Source organism: Streptomyces sp. NBC_00019 (assembly GCF_045041015.1).
Classification (GTDB): Bacteria; Actinomycetota; Actinomycetes; order Streptomycetales; family Streptomycetaceae; genus Streptomyces.
On record NZ_CP108302.1, the window covers coordinates 2845280 to 2863128 of the forward strand.

Genomic DNA, 17849 nt, shown 5'->3' on the forward strand with positions numbered 1-17849 from the left:
CGGTCGATCTCAGACGTTGAACCCGAGCGCCCGAAGCTGCTCACGCCCATCGTCCGTGATCTTGTCCGGGCCCCACGGCGGCATCCAGACCCAGTTGATGCGCAGCTCGTTGACGATGCCGTCCGTGGCGGACTTGGCCTGGTCCTCGATGACATCGGTCAGCGGGCAGGCCGCCGAGGTCAGGGTCATGTCGATCGTCGCGATGTTCGCGTCGTCGATGTGGATGCCGTAGATGAGCCCGAGGTTGACGACGTCGATGCCCAGCTCGGGGTCGACGACGTCGTACAGGGCCTCGCGGACTTCCTCTTCGGAGGCCGGCTTCATCTCAAGGGTCTCGCTCATGCCGTCTTCCTTTCGGCGTCGGCCCCGCCCAGGGCCTGGGCCGTCGCGTCCTTCCACGCCATCCAGCTGAGGAGGGCGCACTTGACCCGGGCCGGGTACTTGGAGACACCGGCGAACGCGACCGCGTCCTCCAGCACCTCCTCCATGGCGTCGTCGGGCTCGATCTTCCCCTTGGACTGCATCAGCTCCAGGAAGGTCTCCTGGATCTTCTGCGCCTCGGCGAGGTCCTTGCCGACGAGGAGGTCGTTCAGCACGGAGGCGGAGGCCTGGCTGATCGAGCAGCCCTGGCCCTCGTACGAGATGTCGGCGATCTGCTCGCCGTCGTACTTCACGCGCAGCGTGATCTCGTCGCCGCACGTCGGGTTGACGTGGTGCACCTCGGCGTCGCCATCCCGAAGACCGCGCCCGTGCGGGTGCTTGTAGTGGTCCAGGATGACTTCCTGGTACATCGAATCCAGCTTCACGGTCTCAGCTCACGCCCTTCAGCCGAAGAAGTTCCGTACGTGCTCCAGCCCGTCGACCAGAGCGTCGATCTCGGCCGGCGTGGAGTACAGATAGAACGACGCTCGCGTGGTCGCAGGAATTCCGTAGCGCAGGCAGACCGGGCGGGCGCAGTGGTGGCCCACGCGGACCGCGATGCCCTGCTCGTCCAGAACCTGGCCCACGTCGTGCGGGTGGATGTCGCCGAGCGTGAAGGAGATCGCGGCGCCCCGGTCCTCGGCCGTCGTCGGGCCGATGATCCTGAGGTCCGGGACCTCGCCGAGCCGCTTCACCGCGTACTCGGTGAGCGCGTGCTCGTGGGCGAGGATCTTGTCCATGCCGATCGCGTTCAGGTAGTCGATCGCCGCGCCCAGACCGACCGCCTGCGCGATCGGCGGGGTGCCCGCCTCGAACTTGTGCGGGGCGGGAGCGTAGGTCGACGAGTGCATCGACACCGTCTCGATCATCTCGCCGCCGCCCAGGAACGGTGGCAGGTCCTCGAGCAGCTCCTGGCGGCCCCAGAGGACGCCGATGCCGGTCGGACCGCACATCTTGTGGCCGGTGAAGGCCACGAAGTCGGCCTGCAGCGCCTGCACGTCCATCGGCATGTGCGGGGCGGCCTGTGAGGCGTCGATGCAGACGAGCGCACCGACCTCCTGCGCACGGCGCACTATCGCCTCGACTGGGTTCACGGTGCCCAGGATGTTGGACACCAGCACGAAGGAGACGATCTTCGTCTTCTCGGTGATGACCTCGTCGATGTTGGAGAGGTCGAGGCGGCCGTCGTCGGTGAGGCCGAACCACTTCAGCTTCGCGCCCGTGCGCTGCGAGAGCAGCTGCCACGGCACGATGTTGGAGTGGTGCTCCATCTCGGTGATGACGATCTCGGTCTCGTGGTCCACGCGGTAGGGCTCGTCGGCCCAGCCCAGCATGTTCGCCACGAGGTTGAGCGACTCGGAGGCGTTCTTGGTGAAGATGACCTCGTCGCGGCTGGGCGCGTTGATGAACGCGGCGGCCTTGTCGCGCGCGCCCTCGTACAGCGCCGTGGCCTCCTCGGCGAGCACATGCACACCGCGGTGGACGTTGGCGTTGTAGCGCTCGTAGTACTCGTTCAGGGCGTCCAGGACCTGGCGCGGCTTCTGCGAGGTCGCCGCGTTGTCCAGGTACACGAGCTTCTTACCGTCGTGGACCTGGCGGTCCAGGATGGGGAAGTCCTTGCGGATCGCCTCTGTGTCGAGGAGGCCCGGCAGCTGTGTCACGCGGATGCGCCACCCTTCACGTACTTGTCGTAGCCCTCGGCCTCGAGCTGGTCGGCGAGCTCCGGGCCGCCGGACTCGGCGATGCGGCCGTTCGCGAACACGTGCACGTGGTCGGGCTTGATGTAGCGCAGGATGCGCGTGTAGTGCGTGATCAGCAGGGTGCCGACCTCGCCGGTCTCACGGACGCGGTTGACGCCCTCGGAGACGATACGGAGGGCGTCGACGTCCAGACCGGAGTCCGTCTCGTCGAGGATCGCGATCTTCGGCCTGAGCAGCTCCAGCTGGAGGATCTCGTGGCGCTTCTTCTCACCGCCGGAGAAGCCCTCGTTGACGTTGCGCTCGGCGAAGGCGGGGTCCATGTTGAGACGCTGCATGGTCTCCTTGACCTCCTTCACCCACAGGCGGAGCTTGGGGGCCTCGCCGCGGATGGCGGTGGCGGAGGTGCGCAGGAAGTTGGAGACCGAGACGCCGGGGACCTCGACCGGGTACTGCATCGCCAGGAACAGGCCCGCGCGGGCGCGCTCGTCGACGGACATCTCCAGGACGTCCTCGCCGTCGAGGGTGACGGTGCCGCCGGTGATCGTGTACTTCGGGTGGCCCGCGAGCGAGTAGGCGAGGGTCGACTTGCCGGAGCCGTTGGGGCCCATGATGGCGTGGGTCTCGCCCTGCTTCACGGTCAGGTCGACGCCCTTGAGGATCTCCTTCGTGGCGTTGTCGGCCTCGACGGTGACGTGCAGGTCGTGGATTTCAAGCGTTGCCATGGGTTCCTCAGGACTCCTGGGTGAGGGAGACGAGCACGTCGTCCCCTTCGATCTTTACGGGGTATACGGGGACGGGGCGCGTCGCGGGAAGGCCGGACGGCTTGCCGGTGCGGAGGTCGAACGCGGAGCCGTGCAGCCAGCACTCGATCTGGCAGTCCTCCACCTCGCCCTCGGAGAGCGAGACGTTCGCGTGCGAGCAGATGTCGTTGATCGCGAACACCTCCCCCTCGGTCTTCACGACCGAGACAGGCGTGCCGTCGAGCTCCACCCTCTTGGGGGTGTCGTCCTCCAGCTCGCCCAGCCCACAGGCGCGTACGAACGTCGACGAGGCAGTCATCAGACCGACGCCTCCAGCTCCTCGTCGATCCTGGCGAGAAGGCGCTCCTGGATGTCGGCGACCCGGATCTGCTGGACCAGCTCGGCGAAGAAGCCGCGCACCACCAGGCGACGGGCCTCGTCGGCGGGGATGCCGCGGGCCATCAGGTAGAAGAGCTGCTCGTCGTCGAAGCGGCCGGTCGCGGAGGCGTGCCCGGCGCCGACGATCTCGCCGGTCTCGATCTCCAGGTTCGGCACGGAGTCGACGCGCGCACCGTCCGTGAGGACGAGGTTGCGGTTCATCTCGTAGGTGTCGGTGCCCTCGGCCTTGGCCTCGATGAGCACGTCGCCGATCCACACCGCATGGGCACCCTCGCCCTGGAGCGCGCCCTTGTAGGCCACGTTCGACTTGCAGTGCGGGGTGTTGTGGTCGACCAGAAGGCGGTGCTCCTGGTGCTGGCCGGCGTCCGTGAAGTACAGGCCGAAGAGCTCGGCCTCGCCACCGGTACCGGCGTAGGCGACGCGCGGGTGCAGGCGTACGAGGTCGCCGCCGAAGGTGACCACGAACGACTTGAAGGTGGCGTCCCGGCCGATCAGCGCGTTGTGCTGGCCCACATGCACGGCCTTGTCGTCCCAGTCCTGGACGGAGACGACAGTGAGCTTGGCGCCGTCGCCCAGGATGTAGTCGACGTTGGCGGCGAGCACCGCGTCACCGGTGTGGTCGATGACGACGACGGCCTCGGCGAAGGCGCCCAGCTCGATCACCTGGTGGGCGAAGGCGGTGCCGCCCTCGCCGTGCACGGCGATCCGGATCGGCTCGGTGAGCACCGTCTCCTTGGGGACGGTGATCACGCCGGCCTTCTCGAACGCCGAGTAGGCCTGGGCAGCGATGCGGTCCACCGGGGTGCCCGCCTTGCCGAGGCGGGCGTCGTCACGGCCGACGGTCTCGACGGTGACGCCCTCGGGGGCGTCCACGTCGACCTTCAGACCGCCGTCGGTCGCGACGGCGGTGCCGTCGTGCAGCCCGCGCAGGCGCTCCAGCGGGGTGAACCGCCACTCCTCCTCACGGCCGTGCGGGACCGGGAAGTCCGCGACGTCGAAGGACGGGGGCGCGCTCATGCGCGTGGCGACGGTCGACTCGGCGGCCACCGCGATCTGGCCGGCGGTGGTGGACCCCACCGGGATGTTCTGAGCCTCAGCCATGGCTGTCGGTCTGCTCTCTTCCTACGTCAGATTTCGCTAGCTGTGTCCGAAAGGGGGGCGGGTGTCAGCCGACCGCGCCTTCCATCTGCAGCTCGATCAGCCGGTTGAGCTCCAGCGCGTACTCCATCGGCAGCTCCTTCGCGATGGGCTCGACGAAGCCGCGCACGATCATGGCCATCGCCTCGAACTCGGTCATGCCCCGGCTCATCAGGTAGAAGAGCTGGTCGTCACTGACCTTGGAGACGGTCGCCTCGTGGCCCATGGACACGTCGTCCTCGCGGACGTCCACGTAGGGGTACGTGTCGGAGCGGGAGATGGTGTCGACGAGCAGCGCGTCGCACAGCACGTTCGACTTGGAGCCGTGGGCGCCCTCGCCGATCTCGACGAGACCGCGGTAGGACGTACGACCGCCACCACGCGCCACGGACTTCGAGACGATGTTGGAGGAGGTGTTCGGCGCCATGTGGACCATCTTGGAGCCGGCGTCCTGGTGCTGGCCCTCGCCCGCGAAGGCGATGGAGAGGGTCTCGCCCTTGGCGTGCTCGCCCATCAGGTAGACGGCCGGGTACTTCATGGTGACCTTGGAGCCGATGTTGCCGTCGATCCACTCCATGGTCGCGCCCTCGTACGCCACGGCGCGCTTGGTGACCAGGTTGTAGACGTTGTTCGACCAGTTCTGGATGGTCGTGTAACGGCAGCGGGCGCCCTTCTTGACGATGATCTCGACGACCGCGGAGTGCAGGGAGTCCGACTTGTAGATCGGCGCCGTACAGCCCTCGACGTAGTGGACGTAGGCGTCCTCGTCGACGATGATCAGCGTCCGCTCGAACTGGCCCATGTTCTCCGTGTTGATACGGAAGTAGGCCTGGAGCGGGATCTCCACGTGCACGCCCTTCGGCACGTAGATGAAGGAGCCGCCGGACCACACCGCGGTGTTCAGCGACGCGAACTTGTTGTCGCCGACCGGGATGACGGTGCCGAAGTACTCCTTGAAGAGCTCCGGGTGCTCCTTCAGCGCGGTGTCGGTGTCGAGGAAGATGACGCCCTGCTCCTCCAGGTCCTCGCGGATCTGGTGGTAGACGACCTCGGACTCGTACTGGGCCGCGACACCGGCGACGAGGCGCTGCTTCTCCGCCTCGGGGATGCCGAGCCTGTCGTACGTGTTCTTGATGTCCTCGGGCAGGTCCTCCCAGGACTCCGCCTGCTTCTCCGTGGAGCGCACGAAGTACTTGATGTTGTCGAAGTCGATACCGGAGAGGTCCGAGCCCCAGTTCGGCATGGGCTTCTTGTCGAACAGGCGCAGGCCCTTGAGACGGAGCTTGGTCATCCACTCCGGCTCGGACTTCTTCGCGGAGATGTCCTTGACGACGTCCTCGTTGATGCCGCGCCGCGCGGAAGCGCCGGCCGTGTCGGAGTCCGCCCAGCCGTATTCGTACTTACCCAGGCCCTCGAGCTCGGGGTGGGCAGTCTCCTCGATGGGGAGAGTCATGCGGGGTTCCTCCCGGCCGTGCTTGCAGATGCGTTATGTGTGGTGTGGGAAATCTTTGGGATGAACGTCGTGCAGACGCCGTCACCGTGCGCGATGGTCGCCAGTCGCTGGACGTGCGTTCCGAGCAGCTGGGAGAAGATCTCGGTCTCCGCCTCGCAGAGCTGGGGGAACTTTTCCGCGACGTGGGCGACGGGGCAGTGGTGCTGGCACAGCTGCTCGCCGACCGGTGCGCTGCGCGCCGTAGCAGCGTACCCGTCCGCGCTCAGGGCCTTGGCCAGGGCTTCGGTGCGCTCCTCGGGGGCGGCGGCCTCGATCGCCTTGCGGTACGCGGTGGCCTGCTCGGCGATCCTCGCGCGGGCGAAGGCCACGACGGCCTCGTCCCCGCCGAACCGCTCCGCGATCCAGCGCAGGGCGTCCGCGGCGAGCTTGTCGTAGGACTGGTCGAAGGCGTCGCGGCCGCAGTCGGTGAGCGCGAAGACCTTGGCGGGACGCCCCCGCGTCCGCGCGCCGTAGATCTTCTGCTCGCGCGCCTCCACGACGTCGTCGACGACCAGCGCGTCCAGGTGCCTGCGTACGGCGGCCTGGGTCAGGCCGAGACGGCCGGCCAGCTCGGCGACGGTCGACGGCCCGTGGTCCAGGATGGATCGCGCGACCCGGTTGCGGGTTGACCGCTCTCCGGTCGCGAGCTCCTCCTGCAGGGCCCCCGTGGGGGTCTCCTGAGCCTCGCCGACGTTTTTCACAACACCATTGTTGCGTAATTCCTCAGAGGCGGGCAACCCACGTCCCGGCCGATGGACGGTGCGGTGCATCACTTAGGTAAAGCTAACCTGACCTGCGAGAACGATCTTTGATCGATCAATTCGGTGGCATCGCCGGACCTCTTGCGGGACACTTCACAACCATGCCCATACCCCCTCCGACCGGCCCTCTTGTCACCCGCGGCACAGTGGCCGCACAGCTGCGTGAGCTGGGCGTCCAGGACGGCGAGGCCCTCCTCGTCCACTCCTCCCTGAAGGCGCTCGGCTGGGTCTGCGGAGGACCTGTGGCAGTGGTCCAGGGACTGCTCGACGCCCTCGGCCCGGACGGCACCCTCGTGGTCCCCACCCAGACCGGAGACCTCTCGGACCCCGCCCTGTGGGGAAACCCGCCGGTCCCCGAGGAGTGGTGGGACACGATCCGCACATCCATGCCGGTCTACGACCCCCAGGTCACGCCCTCGCGCGGGGTCGGCGTGCTCCCGGAGACCGTGCGCACCTGGCCGGGCGCCCTGCGCAGCGCACACCCCCAGACGTCGTTCGCGGCGGTCGGCGGCCGCGCTCGTCAGATCACCGACGGACACGCGACCGACTGCCGCCTCGGCGAGCACAGCCCCCTCGCCCGTCTCGAAGACCTGGACGCGCGCGTGCTCCTGCTCGGCGCCGGCTACGACACCTGCACGAGCTTCCATCTGGCCGAGTACCGCATCCCCTCACCCCTGGTGAAGGTGGGCCGCCCGGGCCCGGTCGGCTGGGAGACGGTGACCGAGGTGTCGATCACCTCGGAGCAGTTCGAAGAGCTCGGGCACGACTTCGAGCGGGACCGCCCCGTCGTACGGGGGGAGGTGGGCGCGGCCGACGCACGGCTGTTCCCGGTGGCCGACGCGGTGGCCTACGCGGGGCGGTGGCTGGCGGTGCACCGCCCCCGTGAGGAGGAGATCCTGCACCCGCCCGTCTGAGGCGCGCATCGCGTACCTAGACTCTTGAGCCATGCGAAGCGAGCCCGTGGTCCAGGTCCAGGCCCTGGTGAAGCGGTACGGCACGAAGACCGCGGTGAACGGCCTCGACCTGGTGGCCACGGCGGGGGTGACCGCCGTACTCGGTCCCAACGGGGCGGGCAAGACGACCACGGTCGAGACCTGCGAGGGGTACCGCAGGCCGGACTCCGGCACGGTGCGCGTCCTGGGCCTCGACCCCGTCCGGCACTCCCGTGAGCTGCACACCCGGATCGGCGTGATGCTGCAGTCCGGTGGCGTGTACTCGGGTGCCCGGGCGGACGAGATGCTGCGCCATGTCGCCAAGCTGCACGCCCACCCGCTGGACGTGGACGCGCTCATCGAGCGCCTGGGACTGGGCAGCTGCGGCAGAACGACGTACCGCCGGCTGTCGGGCGGCCAGCAGCAGCGGCTCGCCCTCGCGATGGCCGTGGTGGGCCGCCCTGAGCTGGTGTTCCTGGACGAGCCGACCGCCGGGCTCGACCCGCAGGCCCGCCACGCGACCTGGGACCTGATCCGCGAACTGCGCACCGACGGCGTCTCCGTCGTCCTCACCACCCACTACATGGACGAGGCCGAACAGCTCGCCGACGACGTCGCGATCATCGACGCGGGCAAGGTCATCGCCCAGGGCTCCCCCGAGGAACTGTGCCGGGGCGGCGCCGAGAACACCCTCCGCTTCACCGGCCGCCCGGGCCTGGACGTGGGCTCGCTGCTGAAGGCCCTCCCGGCCGACTGCACGGCCGCGGAGCTGACGCCGGGCTCGTACCGGGTCGGCGGCAAGGTCGACCCACAGCTGCTGGCGACGGTGGCCTCGTGGTGCGCACAGCACGGGGTGATGCCGGACAAGATCTCGGTCGAACGCCACACACTCGAAGACGTGTTCCTGGAGCTCACCGGCAAGGAGCTGCGCTCATGACCACGACCGGCACGTACACCCCGAGGCCGGGCGCGGCTCCCTTGGGACGCATGATCGCGGCACAGGCGGCGCTCGAGACGAAGATGCTGCTCCGCAACGGCGAGCAGCTCCTGCTGACCGTCGTGATCCCCACCCTGCTGCTGGTCCTGTTCAGCTCGGTCGACATCGTCGACACGGGCGCGGGCGAGGCGGTGGACTTCCTGACCCCCGGCATCCTCGCCCTCGCGGTCATGTCGACGGCCTTCACCGGCCAGGCGATCGCGACGGGCTTCGAGCGCCGCTACGGCGTCCTGAAGCGGCTGGCCGCCTCCCCGCTCCCGCGCTGGGGCCTGATGACGGCCAAGACGGCGTCGGTCCTGGTCACGGAGATCCTCCAGATCGTCCTGCTGACGGCGATCGCCTTCGCCCTGGGCTGGGAGCCGCACGGCAACCCCTTGGCCGTCCTGCTCCTGCTGATCCTGGGCACGGCCGCCTTCTCGGGCCTGGGCCTGCTGATGGCGGGCACCCTGAGGGCGGAGGCCACCCTGGCCGCCGCGAACCTCGTCTTCCTGCTGCTGCTCGTCGGCGGCGGCGTCATCGTGCCCATGGACAAGTTCCCCTCCGGCGCGCAGGACGTCCTCGGGCTGCTCCCCGTCAACGCGCTGTCGGACGGACTGCGGGACGTACTCCAGCACGGGGCCGGCATGCCGTGGGGCGACCTGGGGATCCTGGCGGTGTGGGCGGTCGTGGGGCTGGCCGCGGCGGGCAGGTTCTTCCGTTGGGAGTAGGTCCGTGCCGGACCCTCGTGAAAGCGTGCACAAGCGGCGGCCTACGATGGGGCACGTGCCGAATCTGACCCCCGCCGACGCCGCAGCCGCCGTGCGCAACCCACTCGCCTTCATCGCCGCACGCTGGACCCCGGACCCCCGGACGGTACAGCGGGCGGCCCTCGCCGCACTCGTCATGTCGGTGGTCATCGTGGTCACCGGCGGTGCGGTGCGGCTCACCGGCTCGGGCCTCGGCTGCCCGACCTGGCCCAAGTGCACCGACGACTCGCTGACCACCACGAGCGCCATGGGCGTGCACGGTGTGATCGAGTTCGGCAACCGCATGCTGACGTACGTGCTGTGCGCCGCCGTCGGCTGGGCGATCATCGCCGCGCGCTCCGAGAAGCCGTACCGGCGCAGCCTCACCCGGCTCGGCTGGGCGCAGTTCTGGGTCGTGATGGGCAACGCGATCCTCGGCGGCATCGTGGTGCTGGTCGGCCTCAACCCGTACACGGTCGCCGCGCACTTCCTGCTGTCGACGGCGCTGATCGCGGTGGCCACGGTGATGTGGCAGCGCACCCGGGAGGGCGACGGGGAGTCGCGTCCGCTGGTCGGCAAGTCGGTGCAGCAGCTGGTGTGGTTCCTGGTCGCCGCGTCCGTGCTGCTGATCGCGGTGGGCACGGTGGTGACCGGGTCGGGACCGCACGCGGGCGACTCCAGCGAGGTCGAGCGGATGCCGCTGGACTGGGAGACGGTCAGCAAGCTGCACGCCGTCCTCGCCTGGATCGTGGTGACGCTGACGTTCGCCCTGTGGTTCGTCCTCAAGGCGGTCGACGCGCCGAAGGGCCCCCTGCACCGCACCCGTGACCTCTTCCTGGTCCTGCTCGCCCAGGGTGTCATCGGCTACGTCCAGTACTTCACCGATCTGCCCGAGATCCTGGTCGGCCTGCACATGTTCGGCTCGTGCCTGGTCTGGATCGCGGTCCTGCGGGTGCTGCTGGCGCTGCGGGAGCGGCCGGGGACGGACACCGAGGTGCCGCTCCCGGCGCAGGCCACGTCATCGCTCTCCGCCGGGATCTGACCCTCCGTCCCTCGTGGGGATCCGGTCGGCGCTCCGCTCGGCGGGGGCCAGCAGGGTCTCGAACACCGCGAGCAGCTTCTCCACGGTCTGGCGCGAGAACATGCCGACCAGGGCGGCCGCCGCGGTGACCCCGTAGGGATTGATGTCGCCCGACGAGGCCAGGGTGGTCGTCAGTCCGCCCCGCAGCACGAGATAGACGACGAGCGCCAGCGCCGATCCGACGAACGGCTCCACGGCGTACATCAGCACCCAGCTGCGCCGCAGCAGCCGGTTGCCCACGTACTCGTAGAGCGAGCGCAGGGTGTGGATCAGCGCGCCGACGGCACCGGTCGCCAGGATGACGATGAACAGCCTGGACTCGCGGGTCAGGCTCGGCGACCAGAACAGGACGCGTACCCGGGCGGCCGGTTCAGGGCCGGTCGCGGTGGGGTCCGGTGGGGGCGGCCACGTCTGGACCAGGACGACGCCCAGCGCGATGGTCAACAGCAGCAAGAAGACGGCGAGTACGAGGATGTCCCGCGTGCCCGCGTCGGTCTTCCCCACGTCGGACCGTGTCGGTGGCTCCCCCTGTGGCGGTTCCTCCCCCACCGGTTCCGCCTACTTCCGCGTCAGCAGCCGCAGGGCGGCCATGGCCGCGGCGCGGGCGCCGGACGCGTCACCGTAGGGCTTGGTGGTGATGGTGACGGCCTTGCCCTCCGTCGAGAACACCTGGTGGGTCACCGTCTCCTGGACCTTGGCCATGAAGAGCGTCGCGGAGTCCGAGTCGTCCGGGCACACGAGCCCGCGGGGTCCGTACAGCACGATCCGCTCGGGGTCCGTGACATTGACGAGCGCGGACAGACCGGTGCCGAGGGCCGCACCGGCGTGTTCCAGTACGTCCTCGACCTGCTTGCTCCATGGGGTCGACAGCAGCGCGAGCACCGCGTCCAAGTCCCGGACCGGTAACGCGGTCAGCTCGCGGACCCGGCGGGCGATGGCGTCGACACCGACCACGCTCTCCAGACAGCCGCGATTGCCGCAACTGCACTCCCGGCCCCCGGGCTCGACCACCACGTGCCCGATCTCCCCGGCGGCGCCCGTCGCACCGTGCAGGACCCTGCCGTCGGCGACGATGCCCGCGCCGACGCCCTGGTCGATGAGGACGACGGCCGAGTGACGGACGCCCCGGGTGTCCCCGAGAGTGGCCTCGCTCAGAGCCAGTGCGTTCGCGTCGTTCTCCAGGATCGTCGGCAGGCCGGTCGCCTCCCGGAGCGGTCCGGCCAGGGTCAGACCCGACCAGCCCACGCCTGCCGCGTAGTTGGGCGCCTTGACCACCTCGCCCCGGTCCGCGCTGACATGGGCGCCGATCTCGATGCCGAGGCCGGTCCGGTGGACGCCGGCCTTGCCGCCGACGGCCGGCGCCCGGTCCATCAGCCGCGTCACGAAACCCGCGAGGACCGTGACCGCCTCATGCTCGCTCTCCACCGGCTCCAGCTCGTGGTCGGCGCGGGCGAGGGTGGTGCCGGACGCGTCGATCACGGCACCGGTGAGCCGGGTCGGTCGTACCTTGACGCCCACGAAGTACTCGAAGTTCTCCGCCTCCCGCTCCTCCGCAGGGGGTGAGGCGGGCTCCTGCGACTCCGGCTGCGGCAACAGCCCGGTCTCCTCCAGGTAGTGCAGGCCGCGCGGGGTGATGTCCCAGGAGTTGTGCCGCCACTGACGGCTGCGCCAGGCGACGCCGGAGGCCAGCATGCGCCTGCCGATCCGGCTGATCTCGGTGATGTCCACGTCCAGCCGCTCGGCCAACGTCTCGTTGTTCAGGCCCGGTTCCCGGGCGATCTCCACGAGGAACCGCGCGGCATGGCTCCTCGGATCGAGGGAGAGCTGCAGTCCGGAGGGCAGCCTGCGCAGGCTCCAGTACGTCACGTCGATCAGACCGAGGAGGCGTCCGCGCTGCTCCGCACGTATGTCGGCGCCGTCGCGGACATACCGTCCGTACAGCCAGCGGAGACCGTTGTGGGCGGCTTCCAGCGCCTGCTCGTCCGCGGCCAGCGAGGCGTCCGTGATCAGCATCCCCAGCGCGGTGAACCGCCCTTCGGGGATCTCCTTCTCCGACTTCATCGCGTCGACCATGCTCTGCACCTCGGTCAACCGATCACGTCGGACCGCCGGCTCCCGGTCCTTGCGTCGACGTACATCCGCCATGACACACCCCTCTGTGGATCTCTCCCTGAGCTGGACAAGACGCTCCCAATTCACCATCCTCCGATGTCAAGTGACTGTCAAGTGACGTTCTCATGATTTACCCGGACACACCGGGAACCTCTTTACGGAAGCCGCACTCTGTAAAACACCACCCGCATATGCAATGCGGCTCGTTAATATTTGGTTAAGCGCTACGGACCAGGGGGAACCATGAGCGCAGAAGAAGACGGGGGCGCCCATCTCCATTCGATCAATGGGCTCGAATTGCCGTCGGATCCGGCAGATCTCTTCGTCACCCTGTACGACGCGCTGCCGGATGCCCACTTCCGCGGAACCGAGGCGAGGGGCTGGCACCGCGACGAGGCCACGCAGCGGCTCGCCGAGGAGGTCTATCTGGACGTCCTGGACCACGGGGACGCCGACACCTGGCTGACCACGGAGATCGTCGCGCGGCACGGCCCCCGCGGCATGTTCGCCGCACTCGTCGGGCTCGACCTGGCGCTCAACATGGCCAATCCCTTCGGTCAGACCTTCGACGCAAGGACCGTGGCCTGGCTCACCGACCGCTACAGCCTGCACGGCCGTCTGAACGATCCGCTCGGCCGCACCACGGGATTACTACTGCCCCGCTGCGCCTGGCCGGGGACACTGCACACCCGCCCGACGGGCAAAGCCGGGTACTTCAAGGTGCACCGCGTTCCGCAGGACATGTGCGACAAGGTCAAACACGCCTGGCTGACCACTCGGAATGGCGGGCACTTCTCGGGAAAGGAAGCGATTCCCATTGGGGCTGTTCCTTTGATGGAACAGTTGAACGAGCAGCCGTTCGAATTCCGTGAGGAAGCGGATCAGGGGCTGTATCGAATACGGATCAACGACCGGTCGCTGTATGAGCGTCTCGACAAAACGATGCGCAATCTCGAACACTCCGGGGCCAAGATCGCCATTCTGCCGGAATACGCGCTCTCCACGGGCCTGCTCGACCACTGGCGGACCCTGCTGGACACGGAACCGCGCCCCGGCAGCGCCCTTCAGTGGCTGCTGCTGGGCAGCGGACCCGTCGGGGACGAGAAGCCGCCCCCGAACCGGGCGCTCCTGATCGACCGCTTCACCGGCGAGACGCTGCTCGAACACGACAAAACGGCCGGCTTCACCCTGGCCGCCGGCCAGGCTGCCGACTGGGAGCTGCCCGACCGCCCGACCGTGGAGCCGGTGGACGAGGACATCACACTCGGCGACAAGGTCACCGTCCTGGAGACCTCGCTCGGCCGGATCGCCGTGCTCATCTGCGAGGACATCGCGCAGCCGACCGACTGGGAGGCACCCCTGCGGGCCTTCGGTGTCTCCCATCTGTTCGTGCCGATCCTCTCCACCCCGATCAGCGAGAAGCAGTTCCGCTGGGAGCAGCAGACGGGGCACCGGTGCGTCGACGTGCTCGGTACCTGGGTCGTGTTCTCCAACAGCCTGGCCCTCGGCGAACACCTGCGGCACCGCTTCGACCCGGACGACTACTTCAACTGCCTCGTCCTCGGGCCGCGCTCACGCCGACCGCAGACCTACGCCAACCACTACGCCCAGTTCGGCCGCTCGGTGGACGGAGCCGGGCTCGCGCATGTGGTCCACGACGGGGACAGGACGTACGAGGACAGGGGGCCGCTCCCCGGCATCCACCGCGGCTCGGCCGAGTAGCCGGTCAGGCGTACGCCGCCACGAGTTCGTCGATCGCCGGTCCCAGGTAGCCCCGGGTCAGCTCACCCCTGCGCGCCGTCCACTCCTCGGTGGGCGGTGCGGGGTCCTCGTACCGCCGCCGCCCGATGTCCTCCACCACCTCGACCGGCGCCCCCAGCTCCGGCAGCAGCTCCAGCGCCTCCCGCTTGGTGATGAGCCGTCCGTCTCGCAGGGTGGCGGTCGCGCGGGCGAAGGTCGTCAGGCCGACGTCGACCCAGGGGGCCTGCCGCCAGCGTTCCGCCTTCTCCAGCTTGGGCCGCCAGAAGTCACGCTGGTCGCGGACGACGAACTCGTCGAGTTCGAGGTCCGGAACCGGCGGCAGCAGTCCGGCCGGGCCCTTCCCGTGCAGCACCCGCCCGAACGTGTGCAGTTCGCGCCGGGTCACCGGGGTGACGGGCCGCTTGAACAGCTGCTCGTGCGCCCAGGTCAGGTGCGGCCGGGCGGAGTTCTCCACGGCGTCCGGTGTCAGATACGTGCAGTGCAGGTTCGGGGCGAGCGGTTCGTCCCGCAGCCGGGCGTGTCCCTTCGCCAGCCGCCAGGTCGTGCGGGGCGAGATCGGACGGTCCAGTACGGCGATCAGGTCCAGGTCGCTGCGGCCCTCCTGGTAGTCGCCGCCGGCGAGGGAGCCATGGGCCCAGACGGCGAGTGGCGCGAGCGGTTCGAGGCCGGTGAGGAAGCGGTCGAGTAACGCGTCGGTCTGCATACACCCATCCTGTACAACCCACCCAGTCCCGTACACCCTTCCCGCACCCCGTCCGGGCGCACCCGGACCCGAACCCGCCCCCGGCTCACTCCAGCCCGTACACCCGGCGCGCGTTCCCCGCCGCGATCAGCCCCGCGACCCGCTGTGCGTCCGCCAGCGACCACGCCCCCTCGGCGACCCAGTTGCCCAGCACCCGGGCCAGCGCCTCACGGAACAGCCGCGCGCCGACCACGTGCAGTTCGGGCAGGCCCTGGGCACCGCTGGAGAAGAGGATCTTGCCGAAGGGCGCGAGCTCGAGGATCTCCGCCAGGACCGTCGCCGCACGGGCGCCCGTACGTACCAGAGCGGCGCCCGAGTCGGCGTACACATGCGGGAAGACACCGGCGAGATGGGCGGCGTGACGGTGGTACGGGTAGCCGTGCAGCAGGATCAGGTCGGTGCCGAGCCCGGCGGTGGCGCGCACGAAGTCCGTGAGCAGGACCGGGTCCGTACGGTCGATCCGCAGCCCCGGCTCACCGAGCCCGGCGTGCAGCTGGAGCGGCAGCCCCGAGGCGACCGCGATCCACAGCAGGTGTCGTAGCAGCACCGGATCGGACAGCTCGCCGCCCACCCGGCGGCCCGCCAGCCAGCGGCCGGCCGCGCCCCGCACCTCCCCCGGCCCCGGCGGCTCGGGCGCCAGCGCCAGTCCGTGCCGTACCCCCGCCACCGAGGTGAAGGCGACCGCACCGACCGCCGCCCCGTGCACCGACTCGGCGAGGTTGGCGAGGAACGACTCGACCGTGCCGGAGGTGTCGGCGACCTGTTCGGCGAGGAGTTCGAGCCGCACGATCTCGCGGGCCTCGGCGGCCGACGCCGCCGCCATCTCGCCGGGGCCGGTCAGATCGCCGGGCAGGCCCGTGTCGACGAGGTACGTCGTGATGCCACTGCCCCGCAGCAGCCTGCGGCCCGCCTCCAGTACGCCGAGTTCACGGCGACGGGCGAGATAGCGGGCGGGCGGGCAGTGCGGTTCCAGACCGAGGAGCGGGGGGCACAGCCGCCGTAGGGCGAAACCGGTCTGGGTGTCGAAGAGGGTCGTACCGGGGGCGGGCGGCCCCTCGGTACGGGCCAACTGGGCCTCGAAGGTGCCGAGGCCCAGCTCGGTTCTCAGTACGCCGTGGCAGTACTGGTCCACGAGGGACGGCGTTTCGATCATCCGGGCTCCCGTGGCTGGACCGTGTCCTTGCTACGGGGCCTAACGGGTGAACGGGGCGTCAGGTGTTGCTGTCACGCACCCGGTGTGAAAGCCGTGCGCGTCAGCCGTTCTTCGGGCCGCCCACCTGGATGCCCGCCATGCGGGTCCACTCGTACGGACCCGTGCGCACCTTCGCGGCGAACTCGCCGTCGAAGTCCTCGTGGACGGTGATGCCGGCCTTCTCGACCGCCTTCTGGGCGATCTCGACGGTCGGGGCCACCAGGTTGCCCCAGTCGCCGTCCTCGCCGACGAGGGCGATCCGGGCGCCGCGGTCGCCCAGGTAGGCCACCTGGCCCTCGGCGCCGCCGTGTGCCTTGGAGAAGGCGCTGATCTGCTTGGCCAGCTTGGCCGCCGTGCGGTCGGCCTTCGCGTCAACCTGCTGCGTGTCTGCCATGGCCAGGATGCTACCGACGGGTAGATCAAACGGCGACGGGCGGGGTGCGTGACCCTTGCCTCAGCGCGGCTAGCGCAGGAAGGGGTCGACCGCGACCGCGAGGAACAGGATCGACACGTAGGTGATCGACCAGTGGAACAGGCGCATCTCCTTGAGCTTCCCGCCCGTCACCTCGGCCTTGGCCCGGTTCTGCAGTCCGTGCGCCTCCCACAGCCAGAAGGCGCCGGCCAGCAGCGCCACCAGCGTGTAGAACCAGCCCGTGTAGCCGAGCGGGGTCAGCAGCAGCGAGACGGCGACCATGACCCAGCTGTAGATCACGATCTGCCTGGCGACCACCTTGTTGGAGGCGACCACCGGCAGCATGGGCACGCCCACGCGCGCGTAGTCCTCTTTCACCTTCATGGACAGCGGCCAGTAGTGCGGCGGCGTCCAGAAGAACATGACGAGGAAGAGGATGACCGGCGCCCACGACAGGGAGTTCGTGACGGACGACCAGCCGATCAGCACCGGGAGACAGCCGGCGATGCCGCCCCACACGATGTTCTGCGACGTACGCCGCTTGAGGATCATCGTGTAGACGACGACGTAGAAGAGGAGCGCCCCGAGGGACAGCCAGGCGGACAGCCAGTTGACGGCCAGGCCGAACAGGAGCGTGGAGACGATCGCGAGAGTGATGCCGAAGGCGAGGCACTCGCGCGGCGACACCATGCCGGTGACCAGCGGTCTCTGCGAGGTGCGGTCCATGAGCGCGTCGATGTCGCGGTCGATGTACATGTTCAGCGCGTTGGCGCCGCCCGCGGAGAGGTAGCCGCCGAGGCAGGTGAGGAGCACCAGCGTCAGGTCGGGCACACCCTGCTCGGCGAGGAACATCACCGGGACCGTGGTGATCAGGAGCAGTTCGATGATCCGGGGCTTGGTCAGTGCCACGAATGCCTTGACACGGGCCCCGAACGGCCGGTGACTCGAGCTCTTGCTCTCCCCCAGCACCCCGGCTGGACGGGATTCGACGGCCGTCACGCACACCCCTACAGAGACATCCCAGCAAACCCCTCCCGTGTGAAGTCCCGGTAAAGGCTCGCGCGTACCACGCCACTGTAGACGTTGCCCATACCCCGACATTCGCGGGGGTGGGGTCGTGTTGGGCAGCACCCCCGGAAGAGCTGATCAGCACCCCCGGACGAGCTGATCGACACTCGGTTGAGCACTCGAACGAGCGCGTCCGTATTCAGTTGCCGAATGGCGAATCGGCCCAGTCAGGAGGCGG

Annotated in this window: 19 protein-coding genes; 5 read left to right on the forward strand and 14 right to left on the reverse strand. The window is 69.1% G+C overall.

All coding sequences use genetic code 11. The features are described from left to right. Positions 1-9: 9 nt before the first annotated feature. The 8 genes from OHU89_RS13635 to OHU89_RS13670 form a co-directional block, all read right to left on the reverse strand. Positions 10-342: a metal-sulfur cluster assembly factor gene (locus OHU89_RS13635; protein WP_005477879.1), complete on the reverse strand. Its 333-nt coding sequence runs from the start codon at positions 340-342 to the stop codon at positions 10-12. Further along, the gene (sufU, locus tag OHU89_RS13640) at positions 339-806 is read right to left on the reverse strand and encodes a Fe-S cluster assembly sulfur transfer protein SufU (protein WP_266828752.1); all 468 of its coding nucleotides are present in this window, start codon (positions 804-806) and stop codon (positions 339-341) included. Before sufU ends, OHU89_RS13635 begins: the two co-directional genes overlap by 4 nt. An 18-nt stretch (positions 807-824) precedes the next feature. After that, positions 825-2081, reverse strand: a complete 1257-nt coding sequence (locus OHU89_RS13645) for a cysteine desulfurase (RefSeq protein ID WP_405642714.1) — start codon at positions 2079-2081, stop codon at positions 825-827. Then, positions 2078-2842 carry a Fe-S cluster assembly ATPase SufC gene (gene sufC, locus OHU89_RS13650; RefSeq protein ID WP_405642715.1) on the reverse strand — a complete coding sequence of 255 codons (765 nt, stop codon included), beginning with the start codon at positions 2840-2842 and terminating at the stop codon, positions 2078-2080. The genes OHU89_RS13645 and sufC overlap by 4 nt, the downstream gene beginning before the upstream one ends. A gap of 7 nt (positions 2843-2849) precedes the next feature. Next, positions 2850-3179, reverse strand: a complete 330-nt coding sequence (locus OHU89_RS13655) for a non-heme iron oxygenase ferredoxin subunit (protein WP_055610943.1) — start codon at positions 3177-3179, stop codon at positions 2850-2852. Next, positions 3179-4360 carry a Fe-S cluster assembly protein SufD gene (sufD, locus tag OHU89_RS13660; protein WP_405642717.1) on the reverse strand — a complete coding sequence of 394 codons (1182 nt, stop codon included), beginning with the start codon at positions 4358-4360 and terminating at the stop codon, positions 3179-3181. The genes OHU89_RS13655 and sufD overlap by 1 nt, the downstream gene beginning before the upstream one ends. Positions 4361-4424: 64 nt before the next feature. Continuing rightward, a complete protein-coding gene (gene sufB / locus OHU89_RS13665; RefSeq protein ID WP_266894029.1) occupies positions 4425-5849 on the reverse strand; it encodes a Fe-S cluster assembly protein SufB in 1425 nt (474 codons plus the stop codon). Continuing rightward, a complete protein-coding gene (locus OHU89_RS13670; protein WP_266894027.1) occupies positions 5846-6589 on the reverse strand; it encodes a metalloregulator ArsR/SmtB family transcription factor in 744 nt (247 codons plus the stop codon). The genes sufB and OHU89_RS13670 overlap by 4 nt, the downstream gene beginning before the upstream one ends. A gap of 161 nt (positions 6590-6750) precedes the next feature. Between OHU89_RS13670 and OHU89_RS13675 the strand changes: the two genes are divergently transcribed. Genes OHU89_RS13675 through OHU89_RS13690 form a run of 4 tightly spaced genes read left to right on the forward strand, consistent with a single transcriptional unit; the run spans position 6751 to position 10345 of the window. After that, positions 6751-7563: an aminoglycoside N(3)-acetyltransferase gene (locus tag OHU89_RS13675; RefSeq protein WP_405642719.1), complete on the forward strand. Its 813-nt coding sequence runs from the start codon at positions 6751-6753 to the stop codon at positions 7561-7563. A 31-nt stretch (positions 7564-7594) separates the two neighbouring features. Further along, the gene (locus OHU89_RS13680; RefSeq protein WP_405642721.1) at positions 7595-8518 is read left to right on the forward strand and encodes an ABC transporter ATP-binding protein; all 924 of its coding nucleotides are present in this window, start codon (positions 7595-7597) and stop codon (positions 8516-8518) included. Next, a complete protein-coding gene (locus OHU89_RS13685) occupies positions 8515-9285 on the forward strand; it encodes an ABC transporter permease (protein WP_266894021.1) in 771 nt (256 codons plus the stop codon). Before OHU89_RS13680 ends, OHU89_RS13685 begins: the two co-directional genes overlap by 4 nt. A gap of 46 nt (positions 9286-9331) precedes the next feature. After that, positions 9332-10345: a COX15/CtaA family protein gene (locus tag OHU89_RS13690; RefSeq protein ID WP_405642723.1), complete on the forward strand. Its 1014-nt coding sequence runs from the start codon at positions 9332-9334 to the stop codon at positions 10343-10345. Here the strand turns inward: OHU89_RS13690 and OHU89_RS13695 are convergent. After that, on the reverse strand, positions 10322-10888 hold the full coding sequence (locus tag OHU89_RS13695; RefSeq protein WP_405642725.1) for a hypothetical protein: 567 nt from the start codon (positions 10886-10888) through the stop codon (positions 10322-10324). The genes OHU89_RS13690 and OHU89_RS13695 overlap by 24 nt on opposite strands. 54 nt (positions 10889-10942) lie before the next feature. Next, positions 10943-12529, reverse strand: coding sequence for an ROK family protein (locus OHU89_RS13700; protein WP_405642727.1), 1587 nt, complete (start codon positions 12527-12529; stop codon positions 10943-10945). 210 nt (positions 12530-12739) lie between these two features. Here OHU89_RS13700 and OHU89_RS13705 point away from each other — a divergent pair, with 210 nt between their 5' ends. Further along, positions 12740-14218 carry a hypothetical protein gene (locus OHU89_RS13705; RefSeq protein ID WP_405642728.1) on the forward strand — a complete coding sequence of 493 codons (1479 nt, stop codon included), beginning with the start codon at positions 12740-12742 and terminating at the stop codon, positions 14216-14218. 4 nt (positions 14219-14222) lie between these two features. Here the strand turns inward: OHU89_RS13705 and OHU89_RS13710 are convergent, their stop codons facing one another. The 4 genes from OHU89_RS13710 to OHU89_RS13725 form a co-directional block, all read right to left on the reverse strand. After that, entirely contained in the window at positions 14223-14960 is a 738-nt protein-coding gene (locus OHU89_RS13710) for a nucleotidyltransferase (protein WP_405642730.1), read from the reverse strand. Between the two features lie 85 nt (positions 14961-15045). Beyond that, complete coding sequence (locus tag OHU89_RS13715) at positions 15046-16152, reverse strand: amidohydrolase family protein (RefSeq protein WP_266894009.1); 1107 nt, start codon at positions 16150-16152, stop codon at positions 15046-15048. A 100-nt stretch (positions 16153-16252) separates the two neighbouring features. Beyond that, complete coding sequence (locus tag OHU89_RS13720; protein WP_405642732.1) at positions 16253-16585, reverse strand: hypothetical protein; 333 nt, start codon at positions 16583-16585, stop codon at positions 16253-16255. Between the two features lie 69 nt (positions 16586-16654). Then, positions 16655-17608, reverse strand: coding sequence for a heme o synthase (locus OHU89_RS13725; protein WP_405642734.1), 954 nt, complete (start codon positions 17606-17608; stop codon positions 16655-16657). Between the last annotated feature and the right edge of the window lie 241 nt (positions 17609-17849).

What these genes read in the sequence shown, in the direction of transcription:
- OHU89_RS13635 (WP_005477879.1), bottom strand. Translation starts at nt 342, where the DNA reads ATGAGCGAGACCCTTGAGATGAAGCCGGCCTCCGAAGAGGAAGTCCGC.
- sufC (WP_405642715.1), bottom strand. Translation starts at nt 2,842, where the DNA reads ATGGCAACGCTTGAAATCCACGACCTGCACGTCACCGTCGAGGCCGAC.
- OHU89_RS13655 (WP_055610943.1), bottom strand. Translation starts at nt 3,179, where the DNA reads ATGACTGCCTCGTCGACGTTCGTACGCGCCTGTGGGCTGGGCGAGCTG.
- sufD (WP_405642717.1), bottom strand. Translation starts at nt 4,360, where the DNA reads ATGGCTGAGGCTCAGAACATCCCGGTGGGGTCCACCACCGCCGGCCAG.
- sufB (WP_266894029.1), bottom strand. Translation starts at nt 5,849, where the DNA reads ATGACTCTCCCCATCGAGGAGACTGCCCACCCCGAGCTCGAGGGCCTG.
- OHU89_RS13675 (WP_405642719.1), top strand. Translation starts at nt 6,751, where the DNA reads ATGCCCATACCCCCTCCGACCGGCCCTCTTGTCACCCGCGGCACAGTG.
- OHU89_RS13680 (WP_405642721.1), top strand. Translation starts at nt 7,595, where the DNA reads ATGCGAAGCGAGCCCGTGGTCCAGGTCCAGGCCCTGGTGAAGCGGTAC.
- OHU89_RS13685 (WP_266894021.1), top strand. Translation starts at nt 8,515, where the DNA reads ATGACCACGACCGGCACGTACACCCCGAGGCCGGGCGCGGCTCCCTTG.
- OHU89_RS13690 (WP_405642723.1), top strand. Translation starts at nt 9,332, where the DNA reads ATGGGGCACGTGCCGAATCTGACCCCCGCCGACGCCGCAGCCGCCGTG.
- OHU89_RS13700 (WP_405642727.1), bottom strand. Translation starts at nt 12,529, where the DNA reads ATGGCGGATGTACGTCGACGCAAGGACCGGGAGCCGGCGGTCCGACGT.
- OHU89_RS13705 (WP_405642728.1), top strand. Translation starts at nt 12,740, where the DNA reads ATGAGCGCAGAAGAAGACGGGGGCGCCCATCTCCATTCGATCAATGGG.
- OHU89_RS13710 (WP_405642730.1), bottom strand. Translation starts at nt 14,960, where the DNA reads ATGCAGACCGACGCGTTACTCGACCGCTTCCTCACCGGCCTCGAACCG.
- OHU89_RS13715 (WP_266894009.1), bottom strand. Translation starts at nt 16,152, where the DNA reads ATGATCGAAACGCCGTCCCTCGTGGACCAGTACTGCCACGGCGTACTG.
- OHU89_RS13720 (WP_405642732.1), bottom strand. Translation starts at nt 16,585, where the DNA reads ATGGCAGACACGCAGCAGGTTGACGCGAAGGCCGACCGCACGGCGGCC.